Source organism: Halorubrum luteum (assembly GCF_054652935.1).
In genome coordinates this window covers 2,643,339-2,654,948 of sequence record NZ_BAAIGT010000002.1, presented here as the reverse complement: position 1 = coordinate 2,654,948, position 11,610 = coordinate 2,643,339, and the positions used below count along the sequence as shown (strand labels likewise).

The window sequence follows — 11,610 nt, the reverse complement described above, 5'->3', positions numbered from 1 at the left end:
AGATACCCTGCGACTGAGCGGTCAGCGGTCCGTGTCCGGACGTTGCTAGGCGTCCGCGCCGTCGACGACGCCGTCGAGACGGGTCGTCGGGAACAGTTCGTCGAGGTCGACGTGAGCATCGCTGTCGTCGGTGTCGTCGAGGACGGCGTCGGCGAGGAGGCGGTACCGCGTGCCGTCCCGCTCCACGACCCCCGCGTTCACGAGATGCTCGAGGTGGGCGAACGCCTCGCCCGGCCCGTGGAGGATGTGGATCGCCTCCAGATCGCCGAACAGTTCGGCCGACGTCTCCCATGCGGTGAGCGGCCCGAGACGGTCGAGAACGTCGACGACGCGTCGCGTTCGGTGTCGGTGATGGTCGAGGATCGTCGCCGCACGTCGGCTCGGCTCGTCGATCCGGTCGCGATGACCGGGGTGTGCGGCATCCCAGTCGCGGTCGACGACGCGAGCGAGACTCGCCGCGTAGTCGGCGAGCGGCGCCGCGACGCGCACGTCCGCTCCGCCGACGTTGGGCGTGTACCGCGGCAACACGGCGTCGCCCGTGAACGCCTCCTCAGGATCGGTGTCGGCGGGGCCCGCGACCGGCTCGTGGTCAGGAACGTCTCGGGGATCGAACGCGAACGCGGTGAGGCCCGCGGAGTGTCCCGGAAGGTGAACAGCCTCGAGCTCCGCGCCGTCGACCTCGATCCGGTCGCCATCGACGAACGTCGTCACGTCGGGATGGCGACCGCTGAGCTCCGCGGTCACCGACGCGAAAAAGGACTGCAGGCGGTCGCGAGGCGCCTCGGGCATCCCCCACCGGTCGAAGGTGTCGCGCTGGAGCTCCGGGTCCGCCGCGAGCGGCGTTTCGCGTCCGTCGACGAGGGGCGCATCGGCCTCGTGAACGAACACGTCCGCACCGCTTGCCGCCTGTATCTCGCCCGCGAGCCCCGCGTGGTCCGGATGCCAGTGGGTGAGCACGACGGCGTCGACGTCGGCCATCGCCACCCCGTGGCGAGCCAGACCGGTCTCGAACTCCGAGCGCACCTCGGGGATCGCGACGGCGGTGTCGACGAGCGTCGTCGTCTCGCCGCCGAGCAGGTAGGCGTTGTTTTCACCCTCGAAGACGGTGTTACCGAGCTGGATCCGTTTCACGTTCGGACGTCGTCGGGAGCCCTTTTGAGGGTTGCTCTCGGTGAAACACCTTTTCAGGGAGACCGCACAACGTGGACGTATGGAGTATCAGCCCGGGGTCTGCAACATCGGCCCGTCCGAGCAGCGAAAGCGGCTCGCGCTCGGCGTCGCCTCGCTGCTCGCCGCGGTCGTCATCGTGGCGGCCGTCATCTCGATCGGGTTACCGGCGTGGACGCTGCTGGTGACGGTGTTCCCGCTCTACGGCGCGGCGTTGGGGTTCATCCAGTACCGCGCGCGCTTCTGTGTCGGCTTCGCCGGCGTCGGCGTGTTCGACGTCGGCGACGGAACCCACGAGGTGACCGACCCGCGGGCGCTGGAGTCGGACCGCCAGCGCGCGATCCGACTCAATCTGCAGGCGGTCGGCGTCGCCGTGGCCGGCGCGCTGTTGGTGTACGGCGGCGTGGTCGCCGCGTTGTGAGGATCGGTCAAGGGAATCCACGAACGTGCACATAGAAAAGCATTAGAGTCGGAGAGATAACCACATAAGTGAATGAGCCTGCCCGAGACGGACCACGAGCTCGTCGTCGCGGAGCTCGACCGGGAGCCCACGCCCGCCGAGGCCGAGCTGTTCGAGAATCTCTGGAGCGAACACTGCGCGTACCGCTCCTCGCGCCCGCTGCTGTCGGCGTTCGACAGCGAGGGCGACCAAGTCGTCGTCGGTCCCGGCGACGACGCGGCCGTGCTCGCGCTCCCGGACCCCGACGCGGCCGACACCCCGCCGGCCGACCGCGACCCGGACGACTACGGCGACACGTACGTCACGTTCGGGATCGAGAGCCACAACCACCCCTCCTACGTCGACCCGTTCGACGGCGCGGCGACCGGCGTCGGCGGTATCGTCCGCGACACGATGTCGATGGGCGCGTACCCGATCGCTCTGCTCGACTCGCTGTACTTCGGCGGCTTCGACCGCGAGCACTCCCGATACCTCTTCGAGGGGGTCGTTGAGGGGATCTCCCACTACGGCAACTGCATCGGCGTCCCGACCGTCGGGGGCAGCGTCGCGTTCCACGACGGTTACGAGGGAAACCCCCTCGTCAACGTCGCCTGCGTCGGCCTCACGAACGAGGACCGGTTGGTGACCGCGACCGCACGGGAGCCGGGGAACGCGCTCGTCCTCGTCGGCAACGCGACGGGTCGAGACGGGCTCGGCGGCGCGTCGTTCGCCTCCGAGGATCTCGCCGAGGACGCCGAAACTGAGGACCGTCCTGCGGTGCAGGTCGGCGACCCGTACGCAGAGAAGCGGCTGATCGAGTGCAACGAGGCGCTGCTCGACGAGGACCTGATCCGCTCCGCGCGCGACCTCGGCGCGGCCGGCCTCGGCGGCGCGTCCTCCGAGCTCGTCGCCAAGGGCGGGTTGGGTGCCCACATCGAGCTCGACAGCGTCCATCAGCGCGAGCCGAACATGAACGCGCTGGAGATCCTGCTCGCGGAGAGTCAAGAGCGGATGTGCTACGAGGTCGATCCGGCCGACGTCGACCGGGTCCGCGAGCTCGCCGAGCGGTTCGACCTCGGCTGTTCGGTCATCGGCGAGGTGACCGAGGGGAACTACGTCTGCGAGTTCGGGGGCGAGACGGTCGTCGACGTCGACGCGGAGTTCCTCGCGGAGGGCGCGCCGATGAACGACCTCGCGAGCGAGCCGTCGAGCGAGCCCGACCGCGATCTCCCGGCACCGACGCTCGCGGACGCCTTCGAGGCCGTCGTCGCGAGCCCGAACACCGCGAGCAAGCGCTGGGTGTATCGCCAGTACGACCACGAGGTCGGGACGCGCACTGCGATGAAACCCGGCGACGATGCCGCCATCGTCGCGGTCCGTGAAGCGGCCGCCGCGGAGACCGACGCCGAGCCCGCAGTGGGTGACGGCGTCGGGGTCGCGCTCTCCGCCGGCGCGAACCCGAACTGGACGAGCGTCGCTCCCTACGAGGGCGCTCGCGCGGTCGCAGTCGAGAACGCGACGAATCTCGCTGCGAAGGGTGCGGTTCCGCTCGCCGCGGTCGACTGTCTCAACGGCGGCAACCCTGAAAAGCCGGAGGTGTACGGGGGGTTCGAGGGGATCGTCGACGGGCTTGCTGACGCGTGTGCCGATCTCGGTGCACCCGTCGTCGGCGGCAACGTCTCGCTGTACAACGACAGCGTCGCGGGGCCGATCCCGCCGACGCCGACGCTCGCGTTGATCGGAACGAAACGCGGATACGACGCGCCGCCGGCCGCGCTCGACGCCGACGTCGCGGACGACTCCACGCTCCTGCTCGTGGGCGAGTCCGGGGATGCACTCGGCGGGTCGGAGTATCTCGCGCGGCTCGGCGGGACCGACCGCTTCCCTGACCTCCCGGACGACCCGGACGAGCTCGTCGCGACGCTCGCGCGGATCGCTCGCCACGACGACACGGTGGCGACCCACGACGTGAGCGACGGCGGGCTCGCGGTGGCGCTCGCGGAGCTCGTCACCGACGAAGCGGGCGCGGTCGTCGAGCTCCCGGACCACGTCGCGGCGTTCGAGGAGACGCCCGGACGGCTCGTCGTCCAGACGACGAACCCCGAATCGGTGGCGGAGCTAGCCGGTACCATCCCGGTGTTTCGTCTCGGCGAGGTGACGACCGACGGGACGCTGTCGCTGTCCGTCCGAACGGACGCCGGCGATGCCGACGCCGCAACCCTCGACGTCGATGCCGACCGGATCCGCGATCTTCGGGGCGTGATCGAGCGCGAACTCGCGTGAGCGGCCGATATCGTCCGTTTTAGCCGTGATTCCCGTCGAGCGAAAGCGAACGATATTCTTTTAGGGTCTCCTAAAATATATCCGGATAAGACGGGACGTCGGCGAACCGACGCCCGCATCCACCGATGGCTCAAACAGACACGGTCGGGACGACACGCTCGGAGGAGCGAACGCCGGCCTCGCTCGAGTCGGCATCGAGCGAGGAGGCGTCGGAGGAGACGGTGTTGTCGCTCGCCGGCGTGAGTAAGGATTTCGGACCCGAAACCGCCGTGGAAGGAGTCTCGATGGAGGTCAAACGGGGGGAGCTGGTGACGTTTCTGGGACCGTCAGGCTGCGGAAAGACGACGACGCTTCGGATGATCGCCGGGCTGGAGGAGCCGACCGGGGGGACGATCACGCTCGCTGGCGAGACGGTCGCCGACGGCGACGCGTTCGTTCCCCCCGAGCGTCGGGACGTCGGGATCGTGTTCCAGAACTTCGCGCTGTTCCCGCATCTCACCGTTCGGGAGAACATCGCGTTCGGCCTCGAGGACGAAAGCGAGGCGGCGACCCGTGACCGCGTCGACGAGCTGCTGGAGCTGGTCGACATGCCCGAACACGGGGAGAAGACGCCGGATCAGCTGTCCGGCGGCCAGAAGCAGCGAGTCGCACTCGCCAGATCGCTCGCGCCGGAGCCCGACGTCCTCCTTCTGGACGAGCCGTTCTCGAACCTCGACGTCCGGCTGCGCGTGGAGATGCGCGAGGAGGTCCGACGAATCCTGAAGGCGGCTGGCGTCACCGCGGTGTCGGTCACCCACGACCAGGAGGAGGCGCTGTCCATCTCCGACCGCGTCGCCGTGATGAACGACGGAGAACTGGAGCAGATCGGTCGCCCAGAGGGGGTGTTCGAGCAGCCGGAGTCGAAGTTCGTCGCCTCCTTCCTCGGCCGGGCGTCGTTCCTCGAGGGGTGTCTCTGCGACGGAAAGGTCGAAACCGGCGTTGGGCGGTTCAACGCCGCCGCACTCGAGGGGTACGACACCGTCTACGACGGCGCGCCGGTCGACGTGCTCGTGCGTCCGGACGACCTGCGAGCTACCCCGGCCGACGCGGCCGTCGCCGACGGAAAGGTCGTCTCACGGCAGTACGTGGGCCCCTCGTTCATCTACCGCGTCGAGCTGGACTCCGGCGAGTCCGTGCACTGCCTCCACAACCACGTCGAGGAGTTCGAGCTCGACCAGTGGGTGAGCGTCGACCTCGTCGCCGACCATCCCCTGGCGTGGTATCCGAGTGGCGGTCCGACGGCCGACGGCGGCGTGACGTGCCAGCGGAACGATTGAAATCGCCCTGGGTCAGCCGCCGAGGTAGAGCCGGGAGACCTCCTCGTCGCCGAGCAGCTCCGCCGGCGTCCCCTCGAACCGCACCGTTCCCTGGTCGAGCACGTAGCCGCGGTCGGAGATGCCGAGCCCCTTCTTCACGTTCTGCTCGACCATGAGGATCGACGTGTCCATCTCGTTGACCGCCTGCACGTCCTCGAACACCTCGTCGGCGGTGTTGGGCGCGAGTCCGGCCGACGGCTCGTCGATCAGCAGCACGTCCGGCTCCATGACGAGCGCCCGCGCGAACGCCAGCACCTGCCGCTGGCCGCCCGAGAGGGTTCGTGCCTTCGCGGTCCGCTTCTCGTCGAGCAGCGGGAACCGCTCGTAGAGCTCGTCGATCGTCTCCCCGAGCCCGTTTTTGCGGGCAACGCCGCCCATCCGGAGGTTCTCCTCGATGGTCAGCGAGCTGAAGACGTTCTCGGACTGGGGCACGTAGCCGATCCCCTCCCGGACGATCTTCTCGGGCGCCATACCGGAGATGTCCAGACCGTGATATGTGACCGACCCCTCCCACGGCGTCAGCATGCCGAACGCCGTTTTGAGCACCGTCGACTTGCCGGCCCCATTCGGCCCGACGAGACAGACGATCTCGCCGCGGTCGAGTCGCACCGAGAGGTCCCGGAGCACCTGCACCTTCCCGTACCCCCCGTCGACCCCACTGAGCTCGAGGACGGTCTCGCTCATGCGCCACCCCCGAGATAGGCGTCGATCACGCGGTCGTCGGCTCTGACCGTCTCCGGCGACCCCTCTGTGAGGACGCTTCCCTGATCGAGGACGACGATCGGGTCCGCGAGATCCATCACGAACTCCATGTCGTGTTCGATCAGCAGGAAGGTCGTTCCATCCTCGTTGAGCCGGCGGATCTGCTCCTCGAGCTTCCTCGCGAGCGTCGGGTTGACGCCCGCGACGGGCTCGTCGAGTAGCAGAATCTCCGGCTCCGCCAGCATCGCCCGGGCCAGTTCGACGAGCTTCATCTGTCCGCCGGAGATGTCCGTGGCCGGCTGGGTCGCCAGGTGGTCGATCTCGAACTCCTCGAGGATTCGCTCGGCGGCCTCGAGGTTCCGCGTTTCGGTCTCGCCGACGGTCCCAGGCGAGGTGAACAGCTTCACGAACGACTCGCCCGGCTGGCGACGCGGCCCGACGAGCATCGCCTCGCGGACGGTCATCCCCTCGAGCTTCCGGGGCGTCTGGAACGTCCGGATCAGCCCGTGCTCGGCGACCTTGTACGGCGCGTGTCCGGTCACATCGGTTCCGTCCACCGTGACGGTCCCGCCGTCGGGTTGGTAAAAGCCCGAGATGAGGTTGAACAGCGTCGACTTGCCGGCGCCGTTCGGCCCGATGAGGCCGGTGATCGTGCCGCGTTCGACCTCGAAGGTCGCGTGGTCGGTCGCCATCAAGCCGCCGAACGACTTCTCCAGGTTCTCGACCCGGAGCACGACATCGTCCTTCCCCTCGACCGCGCCGGAGGGGAGTCGGGCGTGATCGTCCGCGTCGTCGACGCCGGCGTGATCGGAGCCCGCCGTCTCACTCATCCGACCCACCTCCTTTGCGGTCGCGCACGCCGCTTTCCGGCCGCTTCGGGGCGGCCCCGGAGACGGCGCTCGGCCAGATCAGCTCCCGCTGTGGTGGAAGCAGTCCCCGTGGGCGGTACCGCATGACAAGCACGATCAACAACCCGATCATCAACAGGCGGAGCGGCGCCCCCTCGATGGGGAACCACGCGACGTCGTTGACGAACCGGGAGCCCTCCCGGATCGCGACGACGACGAAGCCCCCGAGCAGCGCGCCGCGGTTCGAGCCGCTCCCGCCGAGGATGACGGCGACCCAGACGTAGAAGGTCGTGATCGGGTCGAGGTCGCCGGGGTTGACGAAGAGGTTGAGGTGCGCGTAGAAGACGCCCGCCAGCGCCATCAGGACGCTCCCGAGCACGAACGCCTGCATCTTGTAGGCGTACGTGTTCTTCCCGAGCGCCTTCGCGAGGTTCTCGTCCGAGCGGATCGTCCGCAGGACCCGCCCCCATGGGGACCGCTGCGCGCGCCGCAACACGAGGAACGCGACCGTGAGGAACGCCAAAATCAGCGAAACGTTGAGCAGCTGGCGCCAGAAGGTGGTGCCGAGAACGACCGGCGAGCCTGGGACCACCTCGATCCGGAGCCCGGGCATGGTCTCCGGGAAGACACCGAGCATCGGCCATCCCTCGAAGAAGCTCGGGATGCCCCGGATCCCGGCGCTGCCGTTGGTCCACTGCCGCTCGTTGCGGACGATCAGCCGGATCACCTCGGCAAGCCCCAGCGTGGCGATCGCGAGATAGTCCGCCCGCAGTCGCAGCGTCGGGATGCCGATCGCGACGGCGACGACCGCCGCCAACACGAGGCCGACGGCCAGTCCGGCCAGCGGGTTGAAGCCGCCGGCGATCGGGGAGTTGCTTCCGGTCATGAGTGCGGCGCCGTAGGCCCCGAGCCCGAAGAACGCGGCGACGCTGAAGTTGATCAGTCCGGTGAACCCCCACTGGGAGTTCAACCCGAGCGAAAGCAGCGCGTACATCCCTCCGAGTCCGAACAGAAAGAGGAAGTACGAGGGGCCGAGCGCGCCCGACAACGTCGCGACGAACAGCGCGAGCGCGACGAAGCCGAGGCCGACGGTCACGGCCAACTCCGTCGCGGTCATCGACGCCCACCGTTCGCGGAGAGCAAGGGCCGACATCACAACCCCTCCCCCGCGGTCCCGTCCCCGGCGATCCCCGTCGGTCGCACGAGCAGGACCGCAACCATGATCACGAAGGCCACGGCCTCGGCGTACTCGATGCCGATCGGGATCCCGGCCCGTGATAGAAGCGGTGTCATCTCGACGACCATGCCGATGAGGAATCCGCCGAGCATCGCCCCGTAGACGGAGCCGATGCCGCCGAGGATGACGGCGGCGAAGATCACGAGCAGCACGTTGAACCCCATCCGGGGGACGAGCTGGTTGAACAGGCCGAGGAATGCGCCGCCGGCGCCGGCGAGCCCGGCGCCGATGACCCACGACCAGATCTTCACCCGGTAGGTACGGATCCCGCTCGCGCGTGCGAGATCCGGATTATCGGCCATAGCCCGCATCTTCCGCCCCAGATCGGTGTGCTGGAGCAGCACGTGGAGTCCGACGACGAGCGCCGCCGCGGTCAAAACGATGGCGACGTCGTGCTGGGTCATCCGGATCCCGTAGGGGATCAACCACTCGATCGGGCGCAAGGTCGGCAGATCGTAGCGGATCGCGTCGGCACCGAAGCCGAGCTGTATCAGCGCCCGGTAGATGAACGCGACGCCGATCGACGTGATCAACAGCCCGATCGAGCCGATCTCGAGCGGATCGTAGACGATCCGCTGGGTGATCACGGCGACGACGGCGGCGACGGCGATGCCGACCGCGAGCGCCACGAAAAATCCGAGCGGGAGCCCGAGCACCGTAAACCCGACCCCGCCGAGAAGGCCGAAAGCTACGAGCGTGGCGTACGCGCCGACGGTCAGCGTGTCGCCGTGGGCGAAGTTCGCGAACCCGGCGATGCTGTAGATCAGCGAGAGGCCGATGCTCCCGAGGACGATGATGCTGCTATAAACCAACCCGTTGGCGACTAATTCGAGTGTGGACATGAACTGAGAGCCGTTACGACTGCCGGAACTCGATGGTCTCGTAGCCGTGGTCCCGGACCTCGAACACCGCGAGGCTTCCCCGTGGGTCGCCGTTCTCGTCGAAGTCGATCGGGCCGCTGACGCCCTGATAATCGACGTCGTCGGGGCCGCCGCCGTCGGCCAGGATCGCGTGGGCCTCCTCGTAGGTGAACACCTCCTCGCCCTCCGGGCGGGTGACGTCGCGGACCACCTCGCCCAGCGCCTCGCCGGTGAACTCGTCCGCGGCCTGGATCGACAGCGCGGCCGTGACGACACAGTCGTAGGCGAACGCTGACCAGGCGGTCGGGGACTCGCCGTACTCCGCCTCGAAGGCGGCGGCGAACGCCTGGTAGTTCTCCTGATCCTGTGGGGCGGCGGGCTCGACGAGCTTCATCCCGTCCATGCTGCCTTCCGGCGTGTTCTCAATGACCGTATCGCCCCGGTTGGAGTCGGCCCCATACAGCTGCGGCTCGTAGCCGCTCTCGAACATGTTCCGGACCATGGTCGCGAACTCCTGCTGGTAGGTGATACAGAGCCACGCCTCCACGCCGGAGCCGTTCATCTCCGAGACCAGACTCGAGTACGACGCGGCCTCGCCGTCGTGGGAGCTGTCGTAGACGATCTCCCCCTCGTACGCCTCCTCGAAGGCGTCGAAGAGGCTCTCGCCGAACTCGTCGTTGATGTAGGTGACCGCCACCTCGTCGTAGCCGTCCTCGAGGATGATGTCCGCGAGCGCGAGCGACTGGGTCCGGCCGCTCGGCGACATCCGAAGCAGGCCGGGGAAGTCGGTCAGCCCTAGTCCCGTGGAGTTCTGGCTCAACTGGACGACGCCGGTCCCCTGGATGACGCTCTCGTAGATCGACAGCGACACCCCGGAGCCGACGGCCCCGATGAGGAACGGCACCTCGTCCTGGTTGACGAGCTTCTGGGCGGCCGCGACGCCCCCCTGGCTTTCGCTTTCGGAGTCCTCGACGATGACGTCGAGCTCGCGCCCGTTCACGCCCACGTCGTTGACGTCCGCCAGCGCCAGATCTAGGGCCCGCTGGTTGCGCTCCCCGAAGTCCGCGAGCGACCCGGTCAGCGAGTCGACCATGCCGATCTCGTAGACCGCCTCGTCTCCGTCGTCGTCGCCGGCGTCGTCGGTCGTGTCGTCATCGGCCGTGTCGTCGTCGGCCGGATCCTCGTCAGTCGTTTCCAGACACCCTGCGAGTGCGGCGATGCCGATCCCGCCGCTCGCTTTCAGCACCGTCCGCCGGTCCGTGATATCTCGTGGCATACGTTCCCTCTATCGCTCACAGGATATTAACCTCGGTGAATCCACCCCCGACCATGGTCGCCCACGCCGGCTCCATGTCGAGATGCGATGCGAGCGGCGCTTTCTTCGGACGAACGTCGGCGAAACGAATGGTCGGGTGTCTTTATAAGTGAGAACGGCTCCCGGATCCGACTATGTTACCGCCAATCGCGAACGGTTTCGTCGCCGGCGAGGATCCGGACGCGGCGCTGGCACACGTCGAGGAGCTCAACGACCGCGGGGTTGCCGGCATCCTGAATCTCCTCGGGGAGCACTACGCGGAGCGGGAACCGGCCGACGGGGACGCCGACGAGTACGTCTCGCTGATCCGTTCGATCGCCGATCGCGACCTCGACGCCTGCGTCTCCGTGAAGCCGAGCCAGGTCGGGCTCGACGTCGCGGGCGACATCTTTCGGGAGAACCTCGACCGGATCGTCGCCGCCGGCGCGGACGCCGGCGTGTTCGTCTGGATCGACATGGAAGATCACCACACGACGGACGTCACGCTCGACGCCTTCGAGCGTTACGCTGTCGAGACGGACGGAAACGTGGGCGTCTGCGTCCAGTCGAATCTGAAACGGACCCGCGAGGACCTCGAACGGCTCGCCGGGCTCCCGGGCAAGGTCCGGCTCGTAAAGGGTGCGTACGACGAGCCCGCGGCTGTCGCATACACGTCGAAGGCGCGCGTCGACGAGGCCTACCGCGAGGACCTGCGGTACGCGTTCGAGGCGTTCGACGATGGCGTCGCGGTCGGCAGCCACGACCCGACGATGATCGACCACGCCCGCGAGCTCGACGCCGAACACGAGACCCCCTACGAGATCCAGATGCTGATGGGCGTTCGCGAGCGCGCACAGTTCGAGCTGGCCGAGGACATCGATGTGTACCAGTACGCGCCGTACGGGTCGAAGTGGGCCTCCTACTTCTACCGGCGGATCCGCGAACGCAAGTCGAACGCGCTGTTCGCGCTCAGGGCGGTCGTCGGCCGGTAGCTCGACCCCGGTCGCGATCCCGCGACCGTGCCGGCCACCCACACCAGCCGGATCGCGCCGCCCGCCTCGCTGAACCGGTAGACGAACTCGGCCGAACCAAGACCCGTCATCGACACCTGTACCGGAATTTCCGATCCGTCCGGTCGGGAGACAGTGACTTCACCACGCCACTCCCCCGTGGCCTCAACGGCCGACCGACGGTCGATCTCGAACCGCTCCACGTCCGCGTGGAGTGACCCCCAGTGGGAGCCGACGACGGAGCTCGCGTCGACTGAAATCGTCTCGCCGTTCCGCCGACGAACGGGCAGCGCGGTCGCAAACCTGTCCATCGTCTCGGAGGGCGACGCCACGAACGCCTCGAATCGCTCGGAGTCCCGCGCATCGAAGTCGATCACGGGCCCTTCCGTGAGCGACGTCGTCACCCACACTTATG

At 68.1% G+C, this 11,610-nt stretch carries 11 protein-coding genes; 4 read left to right on the top strand and 7 right to left on the bottom strand.

The features are described 5' to 3' along the window. Positions 1-45: 45 nt before the first annotated feature. Positions 46-1,131 (bottom strand): MBL fold metallo-hydrolase, encoded by a 1,086-nt coding sequence (locus ACYQ0R_RS13150; RefSeq protein ID WP_459824544.1) that lies wholly within the window; start codon positions 1,129-1,131, stop codon positions 46-48. A 79-nt stretch (positions 1,132-1,210) separates the two neighbouring features. Here ACYQ0R_RS13150 and ACYQ0R_RS13145 point away from each other — a divergent pair, with 79 nt between their 5' ends. The 3 genes from ACYQ0R_RS13145 (at position 1,211) to ACYQ0R_RS13135 (ending at position 5,205) form a co-directional block, all read left to right on the top strand. Further along, positions 1,211-1,588, top strand: a complete 378-nt coding sequence (locus tag ACYQ0R_RS13145) for a hypothetical protein (RefSeq protein ID WP_459824541.1) — start codon at positions 1,211-1,213, stop codon at positions 1,586-1,588. A gap of 72 nt (positions 1,589-1,660) precedes the next feature. After that, positions 1,661-3,889, top strand: coding sequence for a phosphoribosylformylglycinamidine synthase subunit PurL (gene purL / locus ACYQ0R_RS13140; RefSeq protein ID WP_459824539.1), 2,229 nt, complete (start codon positions 1,661-1,663; stop codon positions 3,887-3,889). A gap of 125 nt (positions 3,890-4,014) precedes the next feature. After that, positions 4,015-5,205, top strand: a complete 1,191-nt coding sequence (locus ACYQ0R_RS13135; protein WP_459824537.1) for an ABC transporter ATP-binding protein — start codon at positions 4,015-4,017, stop codon at positions 5,203-5,205. A gap of 12 nt (positions 5,206-5,217) precedes the next feature. Here ACYQ0R_RS13135 and ACYQ0R_RS13130 read toward each other — a convergent pair whose 3' ends face one another. The 5 genes from ACYQ0R_RS13130 to ACYQ0R_RS13110 are packed head-to-tail and all read right to left on the bottom strand — an operon-like array spanning position 5,218 to position 10,167. Further along, positions 5,218-5,928, bottom strand: a complete 711-nt coding sequence (locus ACYQ0R_RS13130; protein WP_459824535.1) for an ABC transporter ATP-binding protein — start codon at positions 5,926-5,928, stop codon at positions 5,218-5,220. Next, a complete protein-coding gene (locus tag ACYQ0R_RS13125; RefSeq protein ID WP_459824533.1) occupies positions 5,925-6,776 on the bottom strand; it encodes an ABC transporter ATP-binding protein in 852 nt (283 codons plus the stop codon). The genes ACYQ0R_RS13130 and ACYQ0R_RS13125 overlap by 4 nt, the downstream gene beginning before the upstream one ends. After that, positions 6,769-7,911, bottom strand: a complete 1,143-nt coding sequence (locus tag ACYQ0R_RS13120) for a branched-chain amino acid ABC transporter permease (protein WP_459825776.1) — start codon at positions 7,909-7,911, stop codon at positions 6,769-6,771. The genes ACYQ0R_RS13125 and ACYQ0R_RS13120 overlap by 8 nt, the downstream gene beginning before the upstream one ends. 35 nt (positions 7,912-7,946) lie before the next feature. Next, positions 7,947-8,873 carry a branched-chain amino acid ABC transporter permease gene (locus ACYQ0R_RS13115; RefSeq protein ID WP_459824531.1) on the bottom strand — a complete coding sequence of 309 codons (927 nt, stop codon included), beginning with the start codon at positions 8,871-8,873 and terminating at the stop codon, positions 7,947-7,949. Positions 8,874-8,886: 13 nt separating this feature from the next. Further along, the gene (locus ACYQ0R_RS13110; RefSeq protein ID WP_459824530.1) at positions 8,887-10,167 is read right to left on the bottom strand and encodes an ABC transporter substrate-binding protein; all 1,281 of its coding nucleotides are present in this window, start codon (positions 10,165-10,167) and stop codon (positions 8,887-8,889) included. 173 nt (positions 10,168-10,340) lie between these two features. Between ACYQ0R_RS13110 and ACYQ0R_RS13105 the strand changes: the two genes are divergently transcribed. Further along, a complete protein-coding gene (locus ACYQ0R_RS13105; RefSeq protein ID WP_459824527.1) occupies positions 10,341-11,177 on the top strand; it encodes a proline dehydrogenase family protein in 837 nt (278 codons plus the stop codon). Here the strand turns inward: ACYQ0R_RS13105 and ACYQ0R_RS13100 are convergent. Next, on the bottom strand, positions 11,111-11,599 hold the full coding sequence (locus ACYQ0R_RS13100) for a hypothetical protein (protein ID WP_459824524.1): 489 nt from the start codon (positions 11,597-11,599) through the stop codon (positions 11,111-11,113). The genes ACYQ0R_RS13105 and ACYQ0R_RS13100 overlap by 67 nt on opposite strands. Positions 11,600-11,610 lie beyond the last annotated feature (11 nt).

Bases quoted from the DNA above. Each gene is read 5' to 3' on its own strand.
- ACYQ0R_RS13145 (WP_459824541.1), top strand. From the start codon at position 1,211: ATGGAGTATCAGCCCGGGGTCTGCAACATCGGCCCGTCCGAGCAGCGA.
- purL (WP_459824539.1), top strand. From the start codon at position 1,661: ATGAGCCTGCCCGAGACGGACCACGAGCTCGTCGTCGCGGAGCTCGAC.
- ACYQ0R_RS13135 (WP_459824537.1), top strand. From the start codon at position 4,015: ATGGCTCAAACAGACACGGTCGGGACGACACGCTCGGAGGAGCGAACG.
- ACYQ0R_RS13130 (WP_459824535.1), bottom strand. From the start codon at position 5,928: ATGAGCGAGACCGTCCTCGAGCTCAGTGGGGTCGACGGGGGGTACGGG.
- ACYQ0R_RS13125 (WP_459824533.1), bottom strand. From the start codon at position 6,776: ATGAGTGAGACGGCGGGCTCCGATCACGCCGGCGTCGACGACGCGGAC.
- ACYQ0R_RS13120 (WP_459825776.1), bottom strand. From the start codon at position 7,911: ATGACCGCGACGGAGTTGGCCGTGACCGTCGGCCTCGGCTTCGTCGCG.
- ACYQ0R_RS13115 (WP_459824531.1), bottom strand. From the start codon at position 8,873: ATGTCCACACTCGAATTAGTCGCCAACGGGTTGGTTTATAGCAGCATC.
- ACYQ0R_RS13110 (WP_459824530.1), bottom strand. From the start codon at position 10,167: ATGCCACGAGATATCACGGACCGGCGGACGGTGCTGAAAGCGAGCGGC.
- ACYQ0R_RS13105 (WP_459824527.1), top strand. From the start codon at position 10,341: ATGTTACCGCCAATCGCGAACGGTTTCGTCGCCGGCGAGGATCCGGAC.